This window comes from Snuella sedimenti, assembly GCF_016428595.1.
In the GTDB taxonomy this organism is placed as follows: Bacteria; Bacteroidota; Bacteroidia; order Flavobacteriales; family Flavobacteriaceae; genus Snuella; species Snuella sedimenti.
Genome location: NZ_JAELVQ010000006.1, coordinates 1 through 25,565, shown reverse-complemented (window position 1 = coordinate 25,565; position 25,565 = coordinate 1). Strand labels below are relative to the sequence as shown.

Genomic DNA, 25,565 nt, shown 5'->3' with positions numbered 1-25,565 from the left:
TTAAGTTTGAAATGAGGGGGAGCTTCAGGATTACAGGGATCATATCCGTATTTTTAGTGGGCATGTTAATGGCGTGTTCTGCTCAAAGTGTTAAAGAATGGCCAGCAGGGGGAGTTCCATATCCCGAAATGCTGGAACAGGCAAAAATTACATTAGATAAGTTAGATTCTGCATCTGAAGATGCAGTTATACAAGGCAATGGGGATTTGCATTCATTACTATATGCAAAACAAAATCAAATTGTTTTAAGACTGGCTAAAAATGATGTTTATGATGCGCGGATTGATACCAAAGAAGACAAAGAGCTTGCAAGAATTGATATAAAATCAGGAAGAACATCCCGTGAACTTGATTTGCCACCAAGTTGGAATAAACCCTATCCCTTGTCGATTAACTTTGCGAATGTAGAAATTGATTATTCGGGAAGCCAACAGGCAACCATCGATGTTTTTCGTGCCAATGCCAATATTAATGGGGGAGAGATAATTGTTAGGGCATTGTTGCAGGACAATGTTTATTATATAAAAACAGCCCATGTAATTAAATTAAAAGACCAGCCCTGGGAGCCAATTCCACATGCTTTAACAGGAAGTAATGATGGGGTACAATGGGTAAAGCAAGAACTGCCACCTGATGAAAGTGGCGATTGGAAAGGCATGCACGTAGCCACCGCTATGGCCAGTAAAGGAGAAAACCATTATATCGCCGTAGTAAGTTCTCTTGAAGCCGAAAACCCTTTGGATAAAGCCATTGCTTTAGCAAATCTATACCTACAAAAAGAGGAAGTAGCCATAGTTGAGAAGCATGAGGGACTTTGGTATAACTATTGGCAGGCGAGCGGCATAAAGCTTTCCGATTTGGACTTGTCAAAAGTATGGTATAGAAATCTTTATTTTGCGCGTTGTGCACAAAACCCAAAATCGCAGGCTATAGGCTTGTTTATAGGCCCGTTACTTCAGCCGCTTGACGGTTGGCACGATAATTATACCATAAACTATAATTTTCAACAGACATTTTGGAGCTTTCTAAATACAAATCATGTAGAGTTTATTAATCCTTACAATAAAGTAGTTCTGAATTATTTGCCTCGTGCCCAATGGTTTGCTAAACAAACCTATGACGTTGAGGGAGCGTTCTATCCCCATAACATTTATCGTCATGAGCCTGTCAATCCAGAGGAATGCAAATCCAACAATAACAGGATGTTTGCAGGAGGGCCTTGGGCTTATACGTTGGGGCTTTCAGGCTTTTTAATGCACAATTTATGGCTCTCCTATAAATATTGTCCAACACAAGAGCAATTGAACAAGATATATCCTGCCATTCGTGAAATGGCCAGGTTCTATGCTGCTTTTTCTGAACAATGTAGCCTTGATAGTGAAGGGTATTTAATTTTAGGGCCGACCGTATCCCCGGAGCACATGCCTTTTGGGGTATATAACTGCCCTTTTGATATTGCTTTCATGAAATTAATGTTTGAAGGTTTTCTTGAAGCTTCCGAAAAACTAAATGCGGATTTAGAATTGGCACAAAAAGTTAGGAGATATTTAAATAGGCTTCCTCCATATCCTGTAGATGAGGAGTCGGGCTATTTAGTAGATAGAAATGCAGGGAAACCATTGGAGTATAATATTCCTGTACCAACAACACCGGTATTTCCAGCAGAACAAATTACGTTTTTTTCCTCTGAACAAGAAAAGGAACTTTTTATAAATACACTACAAAACATTAAAACCAATGGTAATAATTCTACCATTATGCTCGCTGTGGCCAAAGCGCGATTAAGTACTCCCGACGCAAGGTTGTGGTTTCAAAAACAGATTGGATTAAGAGCTAAACCAAACGGTAGTTTACGTTTGTCAAGGGAGTGGGCACCATTTAATAAGTTTGGTCACTATACGGAAATGTTTGCCGTTTCAGGAGCCATATCAGAATTGCTGCTTCAAAGTGTTGAAGGCATTATTAGATTGTTTCCGGCTTGGCCAAAGGACGAAGATGCAAAATTTGAGACGCTAAGGGCAACAGGAGGGTTTTTGGTTTCTGCTGAACAGAAGAATGGAAGTGTACATAGTTTGCGCATTACTTCTACTGTTGGGGGTAAACTTAGGTTATTTAGTCCTTGGAATAATATTGAATGTACAAGTCATGACACAGGGGCTAAAGAAGTTATAAAAGTAAATGCCTTAGGAATTGTTGAATTATTAACCGAAGAGGGCAAAAGATATACATTTAAAAAACAGAATTAGTCAAAAAGAGTTTGTTGATTTTATTCTATGGGATTTGTGGAGATATAGGCTAAGAACAATATTAATGTATCAAATAAAGTATTGTTTATTACAAATATTTGTAGAGCATTTTTATGATAAATGGTCTTAATTGTAGACTTGTTTTAATTAAAAAAGAGTGTCTGTCCCAGTATATTTGGGTTGTTGTGACTTTAAGTTCAAAATGGGATGTATTATGCAGATTGTAGAGCTTTAAGCAATGAAGCAAAATTGAAATAAATAGTAAAATGGTAAAGATAAAATCGGGCAAAAAAGAGATAGACATTCTTTTTTCTATTATATCTCTTTTAATGTTACTTGGTACAGTATCGTGTCATCAAAAGCAAAAACCAGTTGAAGATGTAATTTTGGCCAAACCTTCTGAAATACAGTATAAATGGCATGAACAAGAACGCATTATGTTTCTTTGTTTGGATCCTTGTACATGGCAGGGAAGGGAATATGATAACCATTCCACGCCATTATCTGAAATGAAACTTTCGAAATTAAATACCGATCAATGGTGTGAGACTGCGCTGCTTTGGGGAGCAAAAGAAATTCTTTTTGTAGCCAAGCATACGGGTGGTTTCTGTTGGTGGCAAACAGAAACTACCAATTATGGAATAAAAGAGACACCATACAAAAATGGTAAAGGTGATGTTTTGAAAGAACTCTCTGAGTCCTGTAAAAAGTATGGTTTAAATTTGGGTATTTATGTTTACCCTGGGGATGATAACTGGGGAGCTGGTATTGGTAGTGGTGGACTTACCGTGGATCCCTCTAAACAAGAGGCATACAATAAAGTATATCGCCAGCAATTAACGGAGGTACTAACAAAATATGGGGAAATGATAGAGGTATGGTTTGATGGGAGCTGCAAAATTGATGTTTCTGACATTTTGAAAAAACATGCTAAAAACGCTGTTATTTTTCAGGGACCACATGCTTCCTTAAGATGGCCTGGAACTGAATCTGGAAAATTATTTTATCCTGTCTGGAATACTGTAAAAAGTAAGGATTTCAATACGGGTGTATCCACTCAAGTTCATGGCGATCCTAATGGCGATGTGTGGGCTCCATTAGAAACCAATACCACTTTATATGACCACTACTGGTTTTGGTCTCCAATAAAGGAAGAAAAGAGGATATCCCTGGATAACCTAATGGAATGTTATTACAAGTCAATTGGTTATGGAAGCGTGTTTTTGCTGAATTCAACACCAGATACAACTGGTTTAATTCCTAAAGCGGACCAAAAGTTATACAAAGCTTTTGGTAATGAGATAAACCGTCGGTTCAAAACACCCCTTGCATTTGTTGAAAATGTAAAAGGAACAGAAGTAATCCTTGAATTGCCTTCACCTCAAAAAATAAACCATGTTGTTACGATGGAAGATTACCGTCAGGGACACCGTATCCGCAAATATAGAATAGAAGGTTTTGTAAACGGCAAATGGAAAGAACTTTGTTCTGGACAATCCGTTGGACGAAAAAAAATTGACTATTTTACTGGTATAAAAGTTTCGAAAATAAGATTAACCGTTACAAAGAATGTTAATACCCCATTAATAAGAAATTTGTTGGTTTATTTTGTAGAAGACTTTATCCCTCCTCCCGAGAAGGCTATTAGTCCATGGTCAGAATGGCAATTGGTAAGTAATTTTGATACTACTGAAAATAAAAACATTGATGTTGACCTTACCGGAAAGATTAAAATGCCTGGACAGTTTATCGTTAAAATTGAAAACTATAATCCAGAAGTTGAAATAGAAATTGAAAATGTCGAATTATTTTATAATGGACGAAAAATTCTTGATGATTTTTCTTCAGTACAAGGAAATGAAATAAGAATTAACCGTACATCTCAAGTGATAGATGAAAGTAAGATAACACTTCGGTTTTCCGTAAAAAATGAAACAAGAACTAAAGGGGAAATACAATTTAAACCAGCCTTAATTTATTAAACATATTAAAATATAAACTTTACTATATATGAATATCAATGACGATTTATCGAACAGGTTAGAACAATGTTATTCCGGCGCCGTTTACGATGTTTTGAGAGCGATGGGTTACCCAAACCAAACCTTACCAAATAATATCCGTCCCTTGGATATAGATAAAAAAATGGCAGGCCCTATATATACTGTTAGTGGTAAGTATGATGCTGGCTACGATCCTCATGAAACCCTATTGAACTGGACGGGGTTACTGTCTAAAGCACCGAAAGGTAGTGTTGTTATATGCCAGCCAAATGACGAAACCCTTGCGCATATGGGTGAGTTGTCATCAGAAACATTGCAGCTGCGGGGTGTCCGTGGCTATATTGTTGATGGGGGATGTAGGGATTCAGCTTTCATTAAAAACATTGGTTTTAATGTATTCTGTAAATATTATACCCCTGTTGATGTTGTTGGGAGATGGAAAGCTTTTGGCTATGGAGAACCTATTAAAATAGGAGAGGTTGAAATAAGAACAGGCGACTATGTTATGGCCGATAGGGACGGTGTGGTAATTATACCGCAGGAGATATTAGAAGAGGTTATTACTAAGACAGAGGAAGTTCTTAAAACTGAAAGTTTGGTAAGGAAAGCCATCATGGAAGGGGTAGATCCACAAGAAGCCTATTTAAAATATGGGAAATTCTAGAAAAGTAATTAAACTTTCTTATAATGACAATGTGTTGGTGCTTACGGTAAATTTAGAATCTGGCGATGTTTTCTCTTATGATAAGGCAGGTTAGACCTATTAATTTTTTTAATAATGTATGAAATGGTAATAAGTATACGAAGCATAGGATTTGTAAAAGTACTTGCCATAATATTGGTAGTATTAGCGCTATCCTGTAAGGAGCAGTCAAAATTAGAATTGAAAACGGATACTTTGTCGGTGAAATCGGCAAAGGCGCTTGCGCAAAGGCTGTTAGGAGAGCGCGCCGATGGTTTTGCGTTTGAGGAAATTACAAAGGACGGGGACAAGGACGTCTTCGAGTTGGAGACACGCCGTGATAAGGTAGTTATCCGTGGCAACAACGGGGTGTCCATGGCCATGGGGCTCAACTGGTACCTAAAGGAACATTGCAAGCGAAGTGTGTCCTTGCGGGGCAACAACATCAATTTGCCAGATAAGCTTCCTGAAATTGATGGTGTGTTCAGAAAAGCCAGCTGGGCAAAGCACCGGTACTTTCTAAACTATTGTGCCTTTGGCTATTCAATGCCCTGGTGGGATTGGTCCCAATGGGAACGCTTAATCGATTATATGGCACTAAACGGTATTAACGCACCACTTGCAGTCACGGGTCAGGAAGCCACTTGGCAGGCAGTGTGTAAAAGGCTGGGGATGACCGATGAACAGATTGGCGGATTCCTCGCCGGCCCACCTTACCTGCCCTTTGGGTGGATGGGCTGTCTGGACGGATGGGGAGGTCCATTGCCAGAAAGCTGGATCGATAGCCATGAGAAACTAGGCAGACAAATCCTTGACCGTGAGCGGGCGTTGGGTATGACGCCGGTTCAGCAGGGGTTTACCGGCCATGTGCCCGCGGCACTAAAGGACAAATTTCCTGATGCTAAAATGCATACGGTCAATTGGGTAGAGTGGACAACATACCTTTTGGATCCGCTTGATCCGCTCTTTCAAAAAATAGCCGATCTCTTTATGGAAGAACAGTCCAAACGTTTTGGTTCGGACCATATGTATGCTTCGGATACCTTTATTGAAATGACCCCGCCCAGTGGCGAAACCAGTTATCTTGAAAATTTGGGCAAAGCCATATTCAGGGGCATGAGCAAGAGCGATCCCGAAGCCGTATGGGTATTCCAGACCTGGACGTTTTGGCACCAGAGCAAATTCTGGACACAGCCTCGGATCAAGGCGTTTTTGGATGCGGTTCCCAACGAGCAGATGATATGTCTGGATCTAGCATGTGAAGACCGCCCGATGTGGCGACGGGCCGAATCTTTCCACGGTAAGCCCTGGCTGTGGTGCAACATCCAGAATTATGGGAACAAGGTATTCCTTGGAGGTGGATTGGACAAGATAAACGATGGGATTATGGAGGTACGTCATGATAAGGACAGGGGTAATTTAAGGGGGATTGGCTTTGTCAATGAGGGCCTAGGATATAATCCCGTAATACACGACCTTATGTTCGAGATGGCGTGGCGGGACAATGATGTGGATATAGACTCGTGGACCAAACGGCATGCCGGATACAGATATGGCCACTCTAATAGCGATGCAGAACAGGCCTGGAAAACCCTTCGGGAAACCGTTTATGCAAGTCCTATTAAACATCCCTTTCATTTTCTTTCGGTCATGTCGCGTGTTCCTGGTTTTGAGGAAAAACCGGATGTTCATTATGATAATAATAGGCTGGCAGAGGCCTGGGAGTATATGCTCAAGGCATCCGAGGAATTAGGCGAGATAGATGCTTTTCAGTTCGACTTGGTGAACATAGCCCGTCAGGTTTTGTCGAATTACGCTCTTGTTTTTCATAAACAAATGGAACAGGCCTATAAGGAAAAAGATGCAGATGCCTTTGATGTGTCATCGAAGCACCTTCTTCAATTGTTTTTGGATATCGATGAACTGGTTGGGACCCGTGAGGAATTGCTGTTGGGCAAAAACCTTGAAGATGCAAAACGTTGGGGGCAAACACCTGATGAAAAGGCAATTCTAGAATGGAACGCAAGGCAGATACTGACACTTTGGGGAACTACAGAAATTAACGGTTATGCGCGCAAGGAATGGTCGGGACTTATTTCTGGTTATTACCATAAACGTTGGCAGAAATTTATTGACCACATTAACAAGGAACTCTTAAAAGGGGAGCCTTATGATGATAAGCGTTTTAAAAAGGAACTCATGACCTTTATGGAGATGTGGTCCGATGCTCATGAAACATACCCTGATAAACCCATTGGTAGTAGTGTTGATGTGGCTCAAAGAATGTGGTCCAAGTATGGTATGAATTTTTCATTTTAAATTGAATTGACTTGTAATAAAATGAAGAATAAACAAACGATAAGGTAATTAAGGACTTGTTCTGTTTTTTTGATAGATATTCTATTTTAAGAGAAATATGAGATTATTTTATGGCTGATAGAGATGGCGTAGTAGTTATAACCCGAGCTATAGTAGAAGAGGTTGTTCTTAAAACAGAAGAAGTACTTAGAACAGAAAGTTTGGTAAGAAAAGTCATTATGGAAGGTGTGGCTCTACAAGAAGCTTATTTGAAATATGGAAAATTCTGAACATGTAATAAAACTTTCCGACAAGGATAATGTCTTGGTTCTTACCGTAAATTTGAATAAAGAAGACTCTTTTAAATATAACGGAATAGATTATAAAATTAAAAAGCCCATTAAGTTGGGGGATAAAATAGCTGCAAAAGACATTTATGAAGGTGAGAAAATAATAAAATTCAACATGTCCATTGGAAGTGCAACACAAGATATTATGGCGGGTGAACATGTTCATCTTCATAATATGAAAAGTGATTTTATTGATTCGCATACCAGAGAAAGTTGATGATAATAGCAGTAAAGAAATGGAATTAAAAGGATACCAACGGAAGGATGGGAGAAAGGGCATACGAAATGTTTTATTGGTAGCGTATTTGGTTGAGTGTGCTCACCATGTAGCTTATGAAATAGCAAGACCTTTTAGAGATGATAACGTGCAAGTAATAGGTTTTGGAGGGTGTTATCCAAACGAATATGCTGCCAAGATAATGAAACAATTATGCACGCACCCGAATGTGGGCGGGGTGTTATTGGTGTCCTTGGGCTGTGAAAGTTTTAATAGAAAAAAACTTATTGAGGCAATTGATGAATCTGGAAGACCCGTTGAAACATTAGTCATTCAAAATAATGGAGGTACCTCTAAAACCATTGCCAAAGGACAGGAATGGATTAAGGAAACGGTTATATCCTTAAAGGAAACAAAACAAGTAAACATATTGGTTGAAGACTTGATAATAGGAACAATTTGTGGCGGATCGGATGCAACCAGTGGTATTGCCGCTAATCCATCGGTAGGTTTAACTTTTGATAAGTTGGTAAAAAATAATAGTACGGTTATTTTTGAGGAAACAGGTGAAATGATTGGCTGTTTTGAAGATATTGTAAAGCGAGCAGAAACCCCATTATTAGCAAAAGAACTTCAAAAAACATTAGATAAAGCTGCAAGGTATTATACTATTATGGGGTATGGCAGTTTTGCTCCAGGAAATGCTGATGGTGGGTTGACTACCATAGAGGAAAAGTCATTGGGGGCCTATGCCAAAAGTGGAAGTGCTCTAATTTCTGGATTGATAAAACCTGGTGACTTGCCAAATAAGCCTGGGCTTTTTTTGATGGATATTGTTCCTGATGGTGAACCTAGATTTGGTTTTCCGAATATAAATGATAATTCAGAAATTACCGAGCTCATTGCTTCGGGGTGTCATGTCATTCTTTTTACAACTGGGCGAGGCTCTGTTGTGGGGTCGGCTATATCTCCTGTAATAAAAATATGTGGTAACCCGGATACCTATGAACGCATGTCTGATGACATGGATGTTAATGCAGGAAAGATTATTTCCTCTACTGCAACATTGGAAGAAGTAGCAGAGGAAATTTATGACAAAGTAATAGAAACAGCTTCAGGAATACCAACAGTTTCAGAACGTTTAGGGCATCAAGAATCTGTAATAACCTATAAAACGTTCGAACCCATCGGGCCTAATTGTTTGGTAGGTTGAATTTAAATTATTGTATTTGATGTCATTTAGGTACTTTTGTGACATAGAAAGCGCAGAGTTATTCTTGTTGATGAATAATTATTAATGTCTGGGTAAACAATGTGTTACATAAGTTGTTTTTAATCCTATTACGTCACCAAAATTAAAATAGGGGACTTTCTTTAAATTAACAGTAATTACCCTACTTTCCTAATGACACTTTCTAAAGCTTCATCTGCTGGTTTATGAATGAAATTGGCTTGATAATTAATAGTGGTTTTCAAATCACTATGGCGATAAAGTTTCTGAAGCATTAGTGGGTGAATAGTATCTCCTGCAACGTTTCCGAAGCTATGTCTGGCAATATGCATTGTCAGTTTTTTATTAATGTTAGCCTTTTCGGCAATAGACTTTAAATAGTAGTTGAATTTTTTATTGGCAGTTTTGATTTTATTAAAAACATCCTTTGAATCTTTCAGATTTGCTTTTTTTAATTCCGGAAAAATAAAGTCATCGACATGTCTTTTATCTTTTATATAGTAATCGAGGATATTTTTAACTTTATCTGAAAGTTTTAAGGATAATATCTTGCAGTTTTTACCCATCCTATAGTAAAGTCTATCATCCTTAATATCACTCCATTTGGTTCTCAGGGCATCTGATACCCTAATACCTGCAAAATTAAAACTGTATAGCCAAATATTTCTTGCATGTATTTCACTATGTGATAGGTTGGTTAGAGTTTCAATACGTATTATCTCATCTGCGTTCAATCCAATCTTTTCGGTTTCGGGAAACTTAATTTTAATTTTATTGCCTCCAAATGGATATTGTTTCTGTTTTGCAATTTTATCCTTAATGGCTTTGTTGAATAATAGCCGAATAAAGACAAACACATTCATAATTGAGGTTAAACAAAGGGAGTGTTCTTTTATCAAGTAAATTTTCAATTTTCTTAAGAACCGTTCATCAATTTCATCGAATGATAGTTCTTTAGATTTGTTAAATCTTTGAATATAGTTTACATAGGCAGTATCACTTGATAATCTATTGTGTTTATTGTAAATTTCCAATTCTTCCAGATGTTCTTGTGCAAGCTCGAAGAAGCTTAGTTTTTTCTTAGATTTGTATATTTCCTTTTTAATAAATGTAGCTGTTAAATCATCATTTTTGGTTTGTAAGGTGATCAATCTTTTATTTGCGTCATGAATTTTTGAAGATATCAGTTGATTTAGTTTTTCAGAATTTGGATGTGACTCCCTTACCAATTTATTGTTATTATCCCAATCTTCAATATCGATATAATGTCCAATAAGCTTGTAAGTTGACCTGCGATTTTTTGTAATTCTTATAGCCAATGGATATTGTCCATTTTTATTGGGTTTTCTCCTTAAAGTTATTTGTACACTGGATGCCATTATTGTCCTGGTTTTTAAGAAAGCCAAATCAGGTCCAACAATTCAATGAAGAATGTGTTGTAAAAATACTAAAAATCTAATTGTTTTAGGTACAACATAGGTACAACATTTATTGATTTTTGTAGGTTTTTATTGGTTTTAAATCAAATCAATAAAAATGTAACTAGTTGAAAATGATGTGTTTTGTCTTTCTTTGGTCAAAAATACGCTTAACTTAGGATCTAGTGCCGCGAGGTGTGGGAGTTCGAGTCTCCCCGCCCGCACTAAAAAAGGCAAAGCTTCTCAATTGTGGGAAGCTTTTTTTGTTAGGTACAACATAGGTGCAACATTTCTGTTATTTCTTCTTATAATTTTATTGATCCTATTTGAAACTGTCTAAAGGAAATGGAAAAAGATTAATTGACCATATTTCTTTCCAATGCCTCGTCATAAAAAATTTTAATTTTGGCAGGTAAGTTGGGATCAACTGTTGATAAAAACTCAGTCAAATATTTTTCTGCTTCTGTTTTCACATCTGCAGATAAACTATTAAAAACTTGTTCTAATAAATCCATTTCTGATTTGATTTTTTTATGGTGGAAATGTACAGCACAAAACTCTACAAATTCTTTTAAAGCTTTTTTCGCATTATAAGTTTTGATGTATTTCCTAATCACTCCCAACAAACGAAAAAAGTGCTGCCCTTAAGATCACGGGCAAATCCGGAATGCACATCCCTGACCTTAATATTCCAACAAACCAAGTCCATAAAGTAGCTTCACAATTTAATAGACATATTAAATAGATTTTACTAACTATACCTATCATAGAAAGTCAGCGTTTTAACTTTGCGAAAATATCTACCAGTCATTGTTACACTATTTGGTTATTAAGATAATCGCCGACCCTCTTAATGATAAATATAAGAGCAAAATAAATGAGAAAAAAGCATAGGTGTTTGTCTAAAAACGTCAATTGTTTTAGTTGGAGAAAAAACAACAAATCGAGAAGTGTAAATTTGGATTATTAATTCAAATAGCTCATCTTTTAGTTGATTAGAGCTTTACAAGTTTACCATCAGATTGTTTTAATGTTGATGGGTTTATACCAAACTCTTTTTTAAAGGCTTTACTAAAATGCCCTATGTCTTCAAATCCAGTTTGAAGACAAACATCACTTACCAAATTGTTGGCTTGGATTAGTAGCGTATGGGCCAATTGTAACCGTTTTTTCAATATCCATTTATGAGGCGTTTCATTAAAAATCAATTTAAATTCTCGCTCAAAAGTAGAAAGGCTTCTACCAGATAGTTCTGCTAACTCTTTTAAAGATGTTTTCAACATGAAATTAAGGTTCATAAATAAATACAAATCGGCTCTTTCGGCTAAAGAGAATTCTTTAAAAAGTATAGCTAGTTTATGATTTGAATCTATAATAGCTCTTAAAGATTGTACTATATTCGCTTCTAATTCTATAGTGTCTATATATTGTTTGTTGTCTACAGCAGTTTTAATATTTGTGATAATATTATGTAATCTTTGGGTTGGTGCTAGTTCTAAAATACGCTCACCTATGGGTTGTAGGTCTTTTTCAAATTTAAAATTAGCAATGACGTTCCTTAAAAACTTATCAGGCATTATAAATGTATAAGTTTTTGCTTGCCCTTCTTCTTTAGTAAATCGTTTAGATACTTTTGCGTGAAGATGTTTTCTTATTAAAATAAAACTTCCTTTGCTATATTGGTAAAGTTTATCGTTAAATTCAATTTCTACAACCCCTTGCTCAACATAAGAAAGGAAACTAAAAGGTTGATAATATTCGTTAACAGTGCATTCGCCTTCATCAAAATGCGCTTCACAAGAAGCAGCTATTTCTAAGTTTTCGCATTCAATAAGTTTATAACCTTTTTTTAGATCTTTAAGTTCCATATGTAGAGGGATAGTTTTATGAAACTAAGATATGAAAGTTGATAAGGGTTTTCTAAATATTTAAGCAAAAAAAGCTGAATAACTTTTTGTGGTTGTTATTCAGCTTTTTATAGGTTTCATTGCTGTTGAATCAGCTATAAGTGAAATTTTTAAAGTTTGGTATACGTAACAACAATAATATAATCGTTTGTATTGAAGCCCCCAGAACCAGCAATATTTACATTACCAGTTGCACGTTTTATTAATGCTACGTCATCAGTACTTGTAGTACCCGAGTACCAATCAGAAGAACCATTGTATCTAACACTAATGTTAGAAGTTATAATTTTATCTACACCTGTTAAAATATTGATCGAAGCATTGTAATTACCAGCAAAAGATCTTTCGTAAATTGGTTTTCCATCTATCCAAGTACGACCAGTAAGTTGTTCTGCTGTTGAATAGGCAGTGCTTGTATGAGAATCAACATAAGCCTTTACACTCTCTGCGCTTGGTACGTTACTACTAGAAGCCGTAGCAAAAGTATCGTCGTCTATTACGGTTGTTAAAGAAGGGTCTAATACTGTTTTTTGGGCTTTGATACCAACAATTCTCCATGTAGCTGTACCACTACAATTTATTGTTAGACTTGTACCGGATGCATTTATATCTGCATGAAGATAATATACTGTGTCCGCATAAATTAAAATCCTTTTATTTGCCATGTCTGATACTAATACCGTACCATGAACAGAGTGTAATGCAGAAGCTATATACCAATTATCTGTTTCAAGTCTAATGTATTTATAATCACTTACATTGGCTGGAATGGCAATACTTGTTCCATTGCCACCAGTGGCACTTCCAAGAATTACCTCTACGTCTTCTGTAGCCCCGCCACTTTGCCATTCTGGGGCAGTTGCTCCACTGTTCATTACTAAAGATTGGTTGGCTGTACCTTTTGGTAAACGCACCCAGTCAGTCCCATTAAAATATGCCATATCACCGGCAGTTTCACCAGTTAACGAAATATCGGTGCCATTTATGGCATTGTCTGTAATGGTAAGTGTGCCATCGTTTGCTAAAGTGGCATCGCCGCTTAAGGCAACTGATGTAGCCACATTACTGCTATTACCTACCAGTAGGTTGGTATTTGTCAAGGTTTTATCAAGTTTAGAGTCTTGTAATGTTTTACCTTGTTCGGCAGAAAGCGCATCGGTTGTACCACCTGTAGTAAGGTCGTTTATTATAGTGGTATTAGAATCATCTACATATTTTTTTGTAGCTGGCTCATAATCAGTATCTGGTGTAAACGCATTAGTATTGTCAAGTTCTAATACGTTCGCTTTTGCTGCTTTACTATTTTCTAATGTTTTACCTTGTTCGGCAGAAAGGGCGTCGGTTGTACCACCTGTAGTAAGGTCGTTTATTATAGTGGTGTTTACCTTGGTATCTACTAAATCTTTTAATACTTTTCCTTGTGCCGCAGATAATGCTTCCGTAGTACTTGTAGAAGTAAGGTTATTTGTTATGGTTACTGTTGCATCTGAACCGTCAGCCCCATCATTCCCAGGAATCCCTTGTGGCCCTTGCGCACCAGTTGCACCAACTAAACTTGCTAAAAACTCGGCTTCCGTTCCTGTATTACCAGCATCTAGCCATATTTGATAAGCAGAATCACCATCAGCACCATCAACTCCGTTTGTACCATTTACGCCATCAGCCCCGTCAGCCCCATCATTCCCAGCAACACCTTGAATCCCTTGTGCACCATCATCACCTTTATCGCCTTTGTCCCCCTTTACACCTTGAATTCCTTGTGGCCCTTGCGCACCTGTTTCGCCAACTAAACTCGCTAAAAAGTCAGCTTGTGTTCCTGTATTACCTGCATCTAGCCATATTTGATAAGCAGAATCACCATCAGAACCATCACTTCCGTTTGCGCCATCAGCCCCATCATTCCCAGGAATCCCTTGTGGCCCTTGCGCACCAGTTGCGCCAACTATACTTGCTAAAAACTCGGTTTCCGTTCCTGTATTACCTGCATCTAACCATATTTGGTATGCTGAATCTCCATCTGCACCATCAGCACCGTCAGCCCCATCATTTCCCGGTACACCTTGAATGCCCTGAGGGCCAGGTGTTGAGCTTCCAGAATTTGCTGCGTACAGCGCATAAGGAACACTGGCTAGTTGGCTGGTTCCAGTGATATTGTAACTTGTACCACCGGTAGGATCTATTTCAGTTTTTATGAAATAGGTGTTATTGGCCCAATCTATGGTTGAGAAATTACCACTAACTAAAGTTCCTATACCAATTTCTATACTGAATAAACCATTAGCATTGGTTGTAGGTGTTTGGGTTTCGGCGTAAACTACAGTGCCAGATGGACTGCCTTGTAAAATACTAATCTGTACACCAACATTTTGGTCAGCTAAAATCATGTCGCTAGAGTTTCTAACAATAGCTTGATAGTTCATTTTTTGTGGGGTTTGTGCATATAGGCATATTGTACACAAAAACAAGATGGATAATAGGTAAAAGTTTTTCATTGGGTTAGTTTTTAATGATTTTAAAGGTTTTAATTGTGTTGTTATAATTGTTTATCGCTAATAAATAAGTAGCCATAGGTAAATGGTCTATATCAATTTTAGTGATGTTGCCTGTTACTTCTCCACTAGTCATTAATACACCTAAAAGATTAAATAGTTTATAGAACAGTTTGCCCTTTTCTATACCACTTACTCTTAAATTTAGGGTTGATGAGGAAGGGTTGGGATAGGTGGAAACATTCAGGTTATTTGCTGTATCTACAATTGATAATGTTTCGGATTCAAAATAAAATTGAATACCCTGGTAAGCAAAATCATTGGTTCCCATTAATGTAGCCTGTAGGGTTTGCCCAACAGAATAACTTGCGGAACCACCACTGCCCGAGGCATCGCTACCAGAGGCAAGAACTACTTCTTGGGCCTGTGCTGTGCCAAATAAAGAAAAGCATATAGCAAGTGCTATTCCAACCTTTAACTTAGGTTTGGCTAATTTTTGTTTAATAGGGGTATTTTTCATCATATAAAAAAAGTTTTGAGGTTATAAATGTTTATGGGGAAATAATGTAATTGCTAAAACGCTAGAATTGGTTGAGCTTTGATAGAGCATAAAAGCTTGGAGAATGGCATCTGAAAAATATACGCTTGTATGAAACGTAAGAAGCTACATAACGCGACAAACAAAAGCTATAAAAAATATGATTTAGTAAACAACCAATATTGACATTGGTAAAGGGGATAATAACTAAAAAGTTAGTTTTTTTTAATAAATAGAATGTCATATATACCGCTTTTGGCTATATGACTAGTAGTAATTTTCGCAACACAAATATAGAATTGATTTTGATAAAACAAAAAACTTATCGAATAAATATACTTTTTATTGATTAAATGCATTTGGTCTTAAAAACGAATCAGTTAACTATTGTTTTGCTTAGCTATTGCTGTTTAAAAAAACTTGTAATAAGAAATTGTGATTCTGGTATTTTAGAACTTCTAACCTTTTAGAATGATTTGTTTTTAAAGTAAATGCAAAAAAACAAGGAAAGGGTGGTAAATTATATTACAAAATATTTTGAATATTGCTTAAGTAAAGTAATATGCAAGATTAAGAATTGGTTTAATTACTCTATAATGCATAAATATTGGACTATTGAGAATGGAGCGTAATGTTATTTTCATTTATATCCGTATAATTCGTGTTTTTACGACACCAAAGAAGACTAAATTATATCTTCAAAGCTCTTTTCATGGTTTTGGTGTGCAATTAGGTGTGCATAAATAGATGAAGGATATAGAATAACAGTAAGTATAAGAGATAAGAAAGGTTGAAGTTAGGCCTGTCATCCCGACGAACCTAAAAATAGGTAAAACCAAAACACTGTTAATTGTATGGTTATCAGTGTTTTTTGTTTTTAGGCATTTTATTTGATACCAAATAAAAGCATTTAAAAAGGGTCAAGACCAATTGTAATGGAGGAGGGGGCATCAAAAGTTGTGTTTTTAACTAAATAAACCCTTTTTCCTCGGCAGTATCAATTAAGGCTCTGTCGCCTTTGCCAACTACATTAAAAAGCTCTTTAAGGATACGTTTGCGGCGTTCCAATGCAGCAATGGAAAGTAACAAGATATTGGGCAACTCTTTCATTTTTGTGCCTCTGGATAATTCGTAAAGTAATTTCCTGTCAATAGTGTCTAGTACAAAGTTGCTGGTAGACATTTTTCGGAGTAATTTCAAGACCGGTTTACTATAGTAGGGCGGATTTGTTAAAACGGTAGTAATTGCATCAGTTAGGGTATCTGGAGTTAGTTCACTCTTTATTAAAAAACCATCTGGATTAACATTTTTAAGAATACTGTGCAACCTGTTATTGTCGTCAAACATAGTTGATATAATAATCTTAACAGTGTCTAGTTCCTCTCTTATTTTTAGGCCAAGATCTTCGCCCGATATGATCTTGCCGTCCTTTGAGGGCGGAAGTTTTATATCCAAAAAAACAAGATCGATCCCATCGTTGTTTTGCGATTCAGTGATTTTTTGATAGGCAGAATCGCAATCCGCGGCTGTTTCAATATTGAAATTTACATTTGGGTCTAGTTTGCTAATATGTTGTAAAGCACTATCGTATGCTTTAATAATTAAAGGGTGGTCGTCTACAATCAGTACATTATAAGTGCTTGTCATATTCAATTTTTAAACAGGTATTGTAATAATTATTGATGTGCCCCCATCTCTATTTGAGCGAATCGTTATTTTGCCATTAAGTTTCGATATCCTCGATTCCATATTTTTTAAACCGATACCTTTTCTGGTTTTTTTAATATCGAATCCAATACCATTATCAGAAATAGTCAAATGTAGTAATTCAGGCGTTAAATTAAAACTTATTGTAATAGCAGTTGCCTTTGCATGCTTTACAATATTTTGAATACCCTCTTGTACAATACGATACACACCAACTTTTGCTTCGTCTTCAACTGTGTTCCAAGGAATCTCTGCCGCATTGTTGAATGTATAGTTGAAATTATTGAGTTTGCTTTGATTGGAAACGTATTGCTCAATAATGGAAGCAAAATCTGTTTTAGATGTTAATATGTCATGTTTTAGCTCGTGGGAAATGGTTCTTATCTCCTTTTCAATTTGCTGTATTTCATTTAAATAGGATTTAAATTCATCTGGATCACTTATGGTGTTGCCCATGGTAAGGTAGCCCAGTCCAACCCGTGTGCCGAACAGTTTCCCTAATACACCGTCGTGCAGTTCTTCCGAAATGCGATGACGTTCCTGTAAACGTCCCTCCTCAAGTTTGGATTGTTGTTTTAGCATGAGCGCATACACTTCCTGGTTGATTTTTTGTTGCTCGCTTTCCAAAAGTAATTCTTTGTTTCTGGCTTTTTGCCGTTTAATAAAATACAAGAGCGCAAAAACCAGCACTAGTGCCCCTCCAATAATCGATATAAATAAGTTTTGTTGCGACAAACGTTTGGTCTCCTCAATATATTCATCCGTTTCGTATTGAATACGTGTAAACTTATTGCGTATAGCTCGTTCTTGGGTTTGTAAACTGTCGTTCAAAGCAATATGCTCTTCCAAATAAGCTGGTGCATTTTTTTTATCGAGTTTGGCAAGGAGTTTTAAGGCTTCGAGTCTGTCACGATGGTTGTCCACACTTTTAGCCAAAATGTGGGCATCTTTGGTATGTGACAAGGCTTTGGTAGTATCACCTTTGGAAACATAAAATTCTGCTAAATGGAGTTTGTTTAATACGACACCTGAGACATTATGTATGCTGTCTCGTATTCTCAAAGACTTACTAAAATTTTCTTCTAGTTGTAAAGTGTCTCCGTTAAGAAATTGGGTATAGGTCAAATTGTCGATTAAGGTAGCATATAAATCGATATCATTTTTTTTTAAATTCTGACTATTTAAAGCTTCTTTAAAATAAGAAATGGCATGATCGTATTGTTTTATATGATGATAAGTTAATCCTAAATTATTCAAACCGATTTCTCTATACAAACTTTGGTTTGTAATTTTCTTTGCATATTCCAGAGCTTTATTATAATGTACTATGGCTTTATCATATTCTTTAAGTTCAGAGAAGTTTATTCCCAATAGGTTATAACAAAGGAGAAGGGACGTGTTCTTTTTTAGGGGCTTTAACAATTCAATTGCTTTAAATGCTAAAACTTCACTCCCAGTATGGTCTCTTAAATTACTTTTAATGGCGCCCATGCCATATAACATTTTACCCGTATTGTAATTGTTTTGAATTTTATCGAATAGTTTGTAGGCTTGATTGTAAGCTATGTAAGCACTGTCAAATTCTTCTTTTAAAAAATAATAATTGCCAAATCGGGATAAGGATTCACCGATACTTAAGGTGTCTTTCAATTTTTTTGATAATAAAAGTCTGGAGTTATTAGCGTTTATAAATAGTGTTGAATCTTTAAGATTGATGGCTTGGTCTATTATTTTTAATAAAAGATCTTTTTTTAAGGTTTCATCGTTTATGGTTTTATTGATGTTGTAAGCACCAAGAAGTTTAGTTCTTCTTTTATCGATGCTAAACAAGTTATTATTAGAGTCTTCTAATAAAATGTTTACTCTGATTTCATTTGAATTATCACTTTTATCTTGTTTTAAGTAGCATGCTGTTAATGACAAGATAAAAGAAATACTAAAGGTGAATTTATTAAAGATTATGTTCAAGTGAAAAAGATTTACACAAACCTATAAAAAAAAACCTAAACGAAAGTTTAGGTTTTTGTCGCGTATAAATTACTTTATAGATGATTTCTTTTAAGGTGTTAATCATCAGTTGGGGGAGGAGGGTTTTTGGTTCCTTCAGTAGAAACCACATTTTCTGTGTCTGTAATTAATGTGTCATTATCAGAAATGTCTTGCTTTGTACAAGAAATAATTAAACTAGAAAAAAGAAAAAGAACGATGAGTGTTCGTAAAATTCGCATGTCATTACGTTTTAAAAATTAAACAATAGGGTGTTGAGCCAGAGACTAGCTGAAACTCGTAATGCGCATGTGTTTACTGTATTAAATAGTAGTTGTAACTATTTGTCAATCAGTGTAGAAATTTCTTAACACGACAAATATATAAGGCAGTTAAGAGCTTGCAAAGCGTTTTAATGGAGCTTTAGTGAAACACTAAGTTCTGTGAGTGAAAGGGGTGTTTTTGAGAGGGAAATGATTTAGTTTAAAAGTAGGGCAGAAGACCTCGAAAAGGTGTTAACCATAAAATCGATATTTTCCTGATAGGTCTTTGTAAAGGGTAGGGTATTGTTGTTTTTTTTAATGGTACAGGTTAATTTTCCGTAATTGACGCGGCATACATAATTTTTGTTTACAATGTAGCTTTTATGAATGCGTAAAAAATTTGTAGGCAATATGGATTCAAAAGCCTTAAGGGTTTTAAAGGCATTTATCGTATTGCCGTCAAGCATATGGAAATCGGTAGTGTTATTGTCTGCTTTTAAAAACAGAATTTCATCGGTACGTAAATACCTGTAATCTTTATAAGATTTAAGACAAATGGTCTCTTTTAGTTTAGTAGGGTGTTTTTTTTTAAACCTGAGTATCGATTTTCTTATATCTAATTCACTAACAGGGTTTAATAGATAATCGAAAAAACCAGTTTTAATAGCATCATAGGTTTTTTCTTTTGAAGAAGAAATGGCTATAAATTCAGAATCACTGTGTAAGTATTGTTTAGTCTCTTTTACTAGCTCGAACGGATTATCAATGGATGTGTCAATGTTAATAAAAATTAAATCGGGCATATCTTTTAAGATACTGTTCATAGACTCTGATGCGTCATGTGAACAACCTATAAGATTAAAATCTGGTAGATCATCTAAAACCTTTATAATTCTATTTATAATAGGTTCTTCGGTTTCTATGATAAAATAGTTGTTCAATTATAGTCCCTTTTTTAAGTGGCAATTTATAGAGAAACGAGATATTCCAGTTTGGGAAAAACCTTGAAAATTCTAAGGTGTTTCTATTAAAATCTATAATATGTTTAAATATATTGACAATATGCTAAACAAAACGATTGGTTTTTTTTAGGTTGGTTTACAGTATGTTAGTAGGGTGTAAATGCTTTTTGTTACTTAAAACCATTAATTCTTGTTAGAAATTACCTACCTGTTAATTATAGGGAGCTTAACTCAAATTTGAAGTTTAATTTGTATTTATTGCAGTTTTGTTTTAGGATATTTCTTTATAAAAGATTGCGAGGGTAAAGTTGTTTTGGGTTTGTAGTATTCTTAAAAAGTGTAATAGATATACTGTCTCAAAAACCTTTAAACTAATGCTTTTAATTTTAAGCAATTAAACTTACCTTTGCCGCGATATATATAAACCCTTTGATTGTAAAACAATTAGTTGTTTTTTTTGAAGGTTTTTTTTCAATAAAAAGTTCCTTTTAAGGGCAGAATTAAATAGGTTATCAAACAAGTAAAACATGAACAAAAAAATTGATCAACAAGCAGCAGACAATATCAGGGCATTAGCTGTAGCAATGGTAGAAAAGGCAAAGTCGGGACACCCAGGAGGACCGATGGGAGGCGCCGATTTTATGCACATTTTATATTCGGAGTTTTTTAACTACGATCCATCAGATATGAATTGGCCTTTTAGAGATCGATTTTTTATGGATGCCGGTCACCTGTCTACCTTAATGTATGCCCAGTACTACTTGTTGGGGAATTATGCCAAGAAGGATCTTGAGAATTTCCGCCAATGGGGATCCATTACACCGGGACATCCCGAAGTTGATGTTGCAAGGGGTATAGAAAACACCTCTGGGCCATTGGGACAAGGACATACCATGGGGGTAGGAGCAGCTATCGCAGCTAAATTTTTAGCAGCGCGTTTTGGAGATTGGATCGATCACAAAGTATACGGGTTTATTTCCGATGGTGGTATCCAGGAAGAGATCTCCCAAGGGGCTGGTAGAATAGCAGGGCATTTAGGGTTGAGCAATTTCATCATGTTCTTCGATTCCAACGATATTCAGCTGTCAACATCGACCGATGAGGTAACGACAGAAGATACGGCGATGAAGTATGAGGCATGGGGGTGGAAAGTTGTAACCATAGATGGTCATGACCACGATCAGATTAGACAGGCCTTAACCGATGCCAATAACGAAACAGAAAAACCAACCCTAATTATTGGTAAGACCATTATGGGGAAAGGTTGTGTAGCAGCCGATGGCAGTATGTTTGAAGGTTATTGTGAATTACACGGACAACCTATAGGCAATACAGGTGCCGATTACGAAAAGACCTTATTAAATTTAGGAGCTAATTTAGAAAGTCCGTTTGATATTTACGATGATGTTGAAGCATTCTATAAAACTCTGGTAGCAAACAAACAAGTCAAGGCTGACGAGAAAAAAGCTCAAATTAATATATGGCGACAAGAAAATGAAGTTTTGGCAGCGAAGATGGATCAATTCTTCTCAGGGAAGTTGCCGGAATTGGATTTCGGATCCATAGAGCACAAAGCAGGTTTGGCAACACGGGCAGCCTCATCCAATGTATTGGGCTACTTGGCTGAGAATGTAGAGAACATGATCGTATCCTCAGCCGATTTATCTAACAGTGATAAGACCGATGGGTTCCTAAAGAAAACCCATGCCCTTCAAAAAGGGGACTTTAGCGGATCGTTCCTGCAAGCAGGTGTGGCCGAATTGACTATGGCCTGTATTGCAAATGGATTGGCTTTGCACGGAGGTATTATACCAGTAGTAGCTACTTTCTTTGTGTTCTCAGATTATATGAAGCCGGCCATTAGGTTAAGTGCTATCCAGGAATTGCCTGTAAAATATGTGTGGACACATGACGCCTTTAGAGTAGGAGAAGATGGACCAACCCACCAACCCATAGAACAAGAAGCGCAAATACGTTTGTTGGAAAAAGTAAAGAACCATAGTGGTAAAGCAGGGTTCCTGGCATTGAGACCAGCCGATTCAACAGAAACAAGCGTGGCGTGGAAAATGGCAATGGAAAATGCAGATACCCCTACCGGGTTGATCTTGTCAAGACAAGGCATTAAAGATGTGCCAGCCAGTGGAACTTCAAGATATGAGGAAGCTTTGGCAGCCGAAAAAGGAGGCTATTTGGTAAAAGAAGTTGAAAATCCGGATATTGTGTTAATTGCCAACGGATCGGAAGTGTCAACCCTTGTTGAAGCTGCTAGGCTATTAGAGGAGAAAGAAAACATAAAGGTTAACATCGCGTCTATCATTTCAGAAGGGTTGTTTAGGCAACAACCTAAATCCTATCAGGAAAGCATTATCCCTAAAAACAAGCCATTATTTGGGTTAACTGCTGGTTTACCAGTAAACCTAGAAGGACTTGTTGGAGCTAATGGTACTGTTTTTGGAGTCGACCACTTTGGTTATTCGGCACCAGCAGGAGTACTTGACGAGAAGTTTGGTTTTACTGGAGAAAAGGTAAGTGAAAATGTGATAGCCTATTTAAAAGAGACGGTATCTTTAAGCTAAATTATATTTCAAATTTATAAATAGAGAAAGCATCCCAAACACGGGATGCTTTCTTTTTGGCATGTATTAAAAACAGATCGTCATTTTAAATCTTTAGGTTGTAATAATCTTAGAGAATTGGCGACTACTAAACAAAATAATTAATATTTTTACTATATCTAAAGTTCGATGCCATGATAAAGTGCGACCAACTAGAGTCTCCAATGTTGTTGAAGATAGGCTTTAACAAGCTAATAGAGCAATATGAAGATATGCTTACGAGTGATGATGCGTTTGTAGTAGATAAAGCTAAACAGATTTTAGATATTCAAAAACCCTATCCTGAATTAAGAGATGGTTTTACCGATCTTGGTTTGCTGGATACTTATAAGAAGCAGATCAATTTCATTCTACAAGATGCTTTTAGCCCTGTTCTTACACATAATGAGATTAAGTCGGCATCGGTGCCATTTCAGGATATTATATTTAACAAGTCCGCGCGCTTTAAAAAGATTATTGAATCGGCAGGAGAAGATTTTGAATTGAAAATAACAAACCTGCCTGAAGACGATACTTATATTATGGCTTGTACCGTTATTTTAAGGTTTTGTTATGGCTTTAATGCAAGCTTTAGAAGACCTTTTTATTATGAAATTCCTGATGCTAATGGGGTGGTGCGGTTTTATAAAATAATGTACAATGCCGATTTTTGTGAAATAACTCCAACGGAAAAAGCACCTAAAATAACCCAAGAAGATTTTGATGAACTCCTAGATAATTTTGAAAACATTGACCTATGGAAATCGAAGTTTCCTCCCAATAGCTATGTTTTTAAGGGCTTTGTAATTTCAAATATGTTCGATGTTACAGATGATCAGTCTATCTCTAATATCAAATCTAACCTCATAGAAAAGGGAAAACACCGAGATAAGGATTATGGCGAGGGTTTTCAAAGGATTTTTAATTCGTTATTTGGAGTGAAGAATCTTAGAGTTGGTTTTTCAACTTATAATGCAGAGAAAGACGCCTTCGAGCATGTTTATGGAGCTGGAATAACCAGTTTTTTGTTACATGGCCTAGAAAATGCTAGATGCTGTGATACCTTATGTGATTGGTCATATAACAGGTTAATGAATGAGAATAAATATTTTTCTATTTCTAATGTAGAGAAAATGTTAGCACGTGCTGGAGATCGGGCACCACATCTTAAAATTTTATCCGATCAAAATATTAAGAGTGTCATTTTTGCGCCTGTTGCAAGCGACAGTGGTTTAATGGGAGTGTTGGAAATAGTTTCCGATAAGCCACAAGTGCTTAATAGCATTAACGCAAATAAGTTGGTTGATGTCATGCCATTTATAGTGTCGGCTGTTGAACGATCCAAAAAAGAAGAAGAAAATTTAATTGAAGCTGTGATCCAGCAGGAATGTACATCCATCCACCCAAGTGTTTATTGGCGATTTGAAAAAGAAGCTAAGAATTTTATTAAGTCAGAATACATTGGTGAGCCAGCAACATTTAGTAAAATAGCATTTGAAGATGTTTATCCGTTATATGGACAGATAGACATTAAAGGCTCTTCAGAAGCTCGAAACCTTGCAACAAGGAAGGATTTAACATTGCAGTTAAATGCCGTAAAGTCTATTTTAAAGCAAGCTTCAAAGATTGAAACGCTACCAATTTACGAGCAGTTCATTTATCAAATTAACAGCTATTTAGATGGTCTTAATAAGCACTTTCAGGTAGATAGCGAGCAACAGATTTCCGAATTTTTTAAACAGGACATAGATTCGGTGCTTAGACATTTGTATTTAAAGGATGAGTTGAAGCTGGTAATTGATAGCTATTTTGAAAGTATTGATGCTAAGATTAACTTAGTATATAAGTATAGAAAAGATTATGATGATACCATTGCTTTGATTAATAAAAAGATGGCCGCTCTTTTAGATAAAAAACAAGTAGAGGCGCAAGCAATGTATCCCCATTATTTTGAGCGATTTAAAACAGATGGCGTAGAGCACAATATGTATATTGGAGAATCGATTACCCAAGAAGATAGCTTTAACCCTATTTATCTTTATAATTTAAGATTGTGGCAATTACAGGTTATGTGCGAAATGGAAAATGCCTATTACCAAATGCAAACAAACTTTCCAGTAACCTTAGATGTGGCCTCAATGGTCTTGGTCTTTAATCAGCCGTTATCTATAAGTTTTAGGATGGATGAAAAACAATTCGATGTAGATGGTACCTATAATGCGAGATATGAGATTGTAAAAAAACGTGTCGATAAAGCCTATATAAAAGGAACTAGAAAACGTGTTACCGAAAAAGGGAAAATAACCATTGTATACTCCCAAAAGCAAGATGAGCGCGAATATTTAAGGTATATAAAATTCTTGCAATCAAAAAAGTATGTAGATACAGATGTTGAAATAGTTGAGCTAGAAGATTTGCAAGCGGTTACTGGGCTTAAAGCGATACGGGTAAGCGTGCTATATCATAAAAATGAAGAAGACAAAGCATTTTATACTTACAACGACCTGATGAAGGAACTTAAGTCTTAGTGTGAAGCATGGTTAAATAACCTGAATTTCTATGTTAAAAACCAAATAAAAAGGCATTATTTGTTGTTTTATGGCATTGAAATCCTAGGAACGATTTTCAGTTCCGTTTTATATTTTTGCCCTATTTCTTAAATAACCTACCTCCC

General features: G+C 36.2%; 18 protein-coding genes. 9 read left to right on the top strand and 9 right to left on the bottom strand.

The genetic code is table 11. The features are described 5' to 3' along the window. Nucleotides 1–11 precede the first annotated feature (11 nt). The 7 genes from JF259_RS06320 to JF259_RS06290 all read left to right on the top strand — a co-directional run bounded on the left by JF259_RS06320 (nucleotide 12) and on the right by JF259_RS06290 (nucleotide 9,009). The gene (locus tag JF259_RS06320) at nucleotides 12–2,246 is read left to right on the top strand and encodes a glycosyl hydrolase family 95 catalytic domain-containing protein (protein ID WP_199114467.1); all 2,235 of its coding nucleotides are present in this window, start codon (nucleotides 12–14) and stop codon (nucleotides 2,244–2,246) included. Between the two features lie 266 nt (nucleotides 2,247–2,512). After that, nucleotides 2,513–4,228: an alpha-L-fucosidase gene (locus JF259_RS06315; protein ID WP_199114466.1), complete on the top strand. Its 1,716-nt coding sequence runs from the start codon at nucleotides 2,513–2,515 to the stop codon at nucleotides 4,226–4,228. 28 nt (nucleotides 4,229–4,256) lie between these two features. Then, nucleotides 4,257–4,913 (top strand): RraA family protein, encoded by a 657-nt coding sequence (locus JF259_RS06310; RefSeq protein WP_199114465.1) that lies wholly within the window; start codon nucleotides 4,257–4,259, stop codon nucleotides 4,911–4,913. 114 nt (nucleotides 4,914–5,027) lie between these two features. Beyond that, on the top strand, nucleotides 5,028–7,250 hold the full coding sequence (locus JF259_RS06305; protein ID WP_317192067.1) for an alpha-N-acetylglucosaminidase: 2,223 nt from the start codon (nucleotides 5,028–5,030) through the stop codon (nucleotides 7,248–7,250). A gap of 110 nt (nucleotides 7,251–7,360) precedes the next feature. Next, the gene (locus JF259_RS06300) at nucleotides 7,361–7,519 is read left to right on the top strand and encodes an RraA family protein (RefSeq protein WP_199114463.1); all 159 of its coding nucleotides are present in this window, start codon (nucleotides 7,361–7,363) and stop codon (nucleotides 7,517–7,519) included. Then, the gene (locus tag JF259_RS06295; protein WP_199114462.1) at nucleotides 7,506–7,796 is read left to right on the top strand and encodes a UxaA family hydrolase; all 291 of its coding nucleotides are present in this window, start codon (nucleotides 7,506–7,508) and stop codon (nucleotides 7,794–7,796) included. The genes JF259_RS06300 and JF259_RS06295 overlap by 14 nt, the downstream gene beginning before the upstream one ends. Then, the gene (locus JF259_RS06290; RefSeq protein WP_199114461.1) at nucleotides 7,771–9,009 is read left to right on the top strand and encodes a UxaA family hydrolase; all 1,239 of its coding nucleotides are present in this window, start codon (nucleotides 7,771–7,773) and stop codon (nucleotides 9,007–9,009) included. The genes JF259_RS06295 and JF259_RS06290 overlap by 26 nt, the downstream gene beginning before the upstream one ends. 176 nt (nucleotides 9,010–9,185) lie before the next feature. Here JF259_RS06290 and JF259_RS06285 read toward each other — a convergent pair whose 3' ends face one another. From JF259_RS06285 to JF259_RS06245, 9 genes are all read right to left on the bottom strand, one after another. Next, entirely contained in the window at nucleotides 9,186–10,406 is a 1,221-nt protein-coding gene (locus tag JF259_RS06285) for a site-specific integrase (RefSeq protein WP_199114460.1), read from the bottom strand. Between the two features lie 395 nt (nucleotides 10,407–10,801). Beyond that, nucleotides 10,802–10,960 (bottom strand): hypothetical protein, encoded by a 159-nt coding sequence (locus JF259_RS06280; protein WP_199114459.1) that lies wholly within the window; start codon nucleotides 10,958–10,960, stop codon nucleotides 10,802–10,804. A gap of 480 nt (nucleotides 10,961–11,440) precedes the next feature. Then, nucleotides 11,441–12,313, bottom strand: a complete 873-nt coding sequence (locus JF259_RS06275) for an AraC family transcriptional regulator (RefSeq protein WP_199114458.1) — start codon at nucleotides 12,311–12,313, stop codon at nucleotides 11,441–11,443. A 149-nt stretch (nucleotides 12,314–12,462) separates the two neighbouring features. Next, nucleotides 12,463–14,772 carry a collagen-like domain-containing protein gene (locus tag JF259_RS06270; protein WP_199114457.1) on the bottom strand — a complete coding sequence of 770 codons (2,310 nt, stop codon included), beginning with the start codon at nucleotides 14,770–14,772 and terminating at the stop codon, nucleotides 12,463–12,465. Nucleotides 14,773–14,848: 76 nt separating this feature from the next. Further along, nucleotides 14,849–15,364, bottom strand: coding sequence for a T9SS type A sorting domain-containing protein (locus JF259_RS06265; protein WP_199114456.1), 516 nt, complete (start codon nucleotides 15,362–15,364; stop codon nucleotides 14,849–14,851). Between the two features lie 984 nt (nucleotides 15,365–16,348). After that, complete coding sequence (locus JF259_RS06260; RefSeq protein WP_199114455.1) at nucleotides 16,349–17,026, bottom strand: response regulator; 678 nt, start codon at nucleotides 17,024–17,026, stop codon at nucleotides 16,349–16,351. Between the two features lie 9 nt (nucleotides 17,027–17,035). Beyond that, nucleotides 17,036–19,054: a tetratricopeptide repeat-containing sensor histidine kinase gene (locus tag JF259_RS06255; RefSeq protein WP_199114454.1), complete on the bottom strand. Its 2,019-nt coding sequence runs from the start codon at nucleotides 19,052–19,054 to the stop codon at nucleotides 17,036–17,038. Between the two features lie 98 nt (nucleotides 19,055–19,152). Further along, a complete protein-coding gene (locus JF259_RS06250; RefSeq protein WP_199114453.1) occupies nucleotides 19,153–19,314 on the bottom strand; it encodes a hypothetical protein in 162 nt (53 codons plus the stop codon). Between the two features lie 236 nt (nucleotides 19,315–19,550). Continuing rightward, entirely contained in the window at nucleotides 19,551–20,276 is a 726-nt protein-coding gene (locus tag JF259_RS06245) for a LytR/AlgR family response regulator transcription factor (RefSeq protein WP_199114452.1), read from the bottom strand. A 548-nt stretch (nucleotides 20,277–20,824) separates the two neighbouring features. On the opposite strand from JF259_RS06245, the gene JF259_RS06240 reads away from it, so the two are divergent. Together JF259_RS06240 and JF259_RS06235 are read left to right on the top strand one after the other, a co-directional pair. Next, nucleotides 20,825–22,873: a transketolase family protein gene (locus JF259_RS06240; protein WP_199114451.1), complete on the top strand. Its 2,049-nt coding sequence runs from the start codon at nucleotides 20,825–20,827 to the stop codon at nucleotides 22,871–22,873. A 173-nt stretch (nucleotides 22,874–23,046) separates the two neighbouring features. Further along, the gene (locus JF259_RS06235) at nucleotides 23,047–25,419 is read left to right on the top strand and encodes a GAF domain-containing protein (RefSeq protein ID WP_199114450.1); all 2,373 of its coding nucleotides are present in this window, start codon (nucleotides 23,047–23,049) and stop codon (nucleotides 25,417–25,419) included. Nucleotides 25,420–25,565: the final 146 nt, after the last annotated feature.